The sequence below is a fragment of the Oleiphilus sp. HI0043 genome, from assembly GCF_001634935.1.
In genome coordinates, this window is the sequence record NZ_LWEY01000125.1 from 1 (window position 1) to 1,953 (window position 1,953).

At 45.6% G+C, this 1,953-nt stretch carries 1 protein-coding gene; it reads left to right on the forward strand.

Going from position 1 to position 1,953, the window contains the following annotated elements; genetic code table 11:
• Positions 1-1,953 (forward strand): ribonuclease R (gene rnr / locus A3729_RS02655; RefSeq protein ID WP_068633084.1); only part of this gene is annotated, 1,953 nt, incomplete at both ends.

A 1,953-nucleotide genomic window follows, 5' to 3' on the forward strand; every position in this document is an offset into this window, starting at 1 on the left:
AATCGAAGTAGCGATTCGTTCCTATAATATTCCTTTTGAGTGGCCGCCTGAAGTTCAACAAACTGTCGATACACTCAAATCAGAAGTTCTCGATAGTGACAAAGCCGGGCGTATTGATATCAGGCATTTGCCCCTTGTTACGATTGATGGCGAAGATGCGCGAGACTTTGACGATGCTGTGTATTGTCAACGAAATGGAAGCGGCTGGAAGCTCTATGTTGCGATCGCTGATGTTAGCCACTATGTACGCCCTGAGTCACCGTTGGATGTCGAAGCAAATAACCGCGCAACCTCGGTTTATTTTCCCGACCATGTTGTGCCGATGTTGCCTGAGGTTTTATCTAATGGTTTGTGTTCCCTTAATCCTAGAGTTGACCGCTTATGTATGGTCTGCGAAATGGATATTAACGCTGAAGGTTCAGTCCTTAAGAGTCGTTTTTACGAAGGGGTAATGCACAGCCACGCGCGTTTGACCTATAACCAGGTTGGAACCATTCTGGAAGAGCCCGACTCAAGTGATGGCATTCAACTTTGTGAAGATTTTGCTGATCGACTTCCCGAGCTGCACGAACTGTATGGTTTATACCAAGTGCTGGTCAGTCGTCGTAAAGATCGTGGTGCTATTGATTTTGAAACGGTTGAAACCAGAATTATTTTTGGTGATGAACGAAAAATTGATGCGATTGTACCAACTGAGCGTAATGATGCTCATAAAATCATAGAAGAGTGCATGCTCTGTGCAAATGTAGCGACAGCAGAGTTTTTATCGCGCCATAAGCTACCAACCTTGTATCGAATTCACGAGGGGCCGACAGCACAAAAACTAGAGAATGTGCGTTCATTTCTAGGTGAACAAGGTTTGCAGTTGATGGGCGGTGAAGATCCATCGCCTTCTGACTACCAACAAATTATGGCGGATATTCAGGATCGTCCTGACTTCAGCGTTCTACAAACCGTCTTATTACGCTCTATGAGCCAAGCAGTCTATGGGCCTGAAGAGAAAGGTCACTTTGGTTTGGCTTATGAACACTACGCTCACTTTACTTCACCTATCAGGCGTTATCCTGATCTATTAGTTCACCGTGCTATCAAGTCTGTTATTTATTCTGCTAAGAATAATGATTTTGACGACGTAGGTATTGCTGCGGATGCTCAGGCTCCTGAGTTAAGAAAAGCGTATAAATACCCATATGACCTAGCGAAAATGCTGGTTCTTGGTGAACACTGCTCGATGGCTGAGCGACGTGCTGATGAGGCGACGCGTGATGTAATGAGCTGGCTTAAGTGTGAGTACCTACAGCAACACTTGGGTGAGGAGTTTGAGGGTATTATCTCTGCCGTGACGGGCTTTGGCTTCTTTGTAGAGCTAGCTGATTTATATGCTGAAGGTCTAGTTCATGTCTCGACTTTAGACAGTGATTATTATCAATTTGATGCAGCGAAGCATCGCCTGATCGGTGAACGCTCAGGTAAGCGCTTTGGTCTGGGTGATAGGGTGCTTGTTCAGGTCTCAAACATCAATCTGGAAGAGCGCAAGGTTGACCTGGTTCTAGTGAGCTCAAGTTCCAAGTCACGTGACAAATTGCGCCCTAAGAAAGGTAAGCCCAAAAGCGGTAGCAAGCGCGACAGTCAGGACAAGCGGAAGGCAGGTGAGCGGCGTAAAGAAGCGGATAGACGTCAGGGAAGTGATAAACCTAAGGTTAAATCCCGAAATGGCGCAAGAAAGAAAACCGAGCGTCCGGTAAAAGCCAAGTCAAGAAAGCCGAAGTCTTCTTCAGAGTTGAAGACAGAAGAGCCTCAAGAGCTTAAATCTAGCCAGCCTTTAAAGCGCAAGCCAAGCAAGCTAGAAGCTTTAAAAAGCAAGCAAGTAAAAAAGCCCTTAAAGAAAATTAACAAGGTAAAATCAGACGCTAATTCAGAGCCGGTGACGCCAGCAATTAGAAAGCGCAAAGT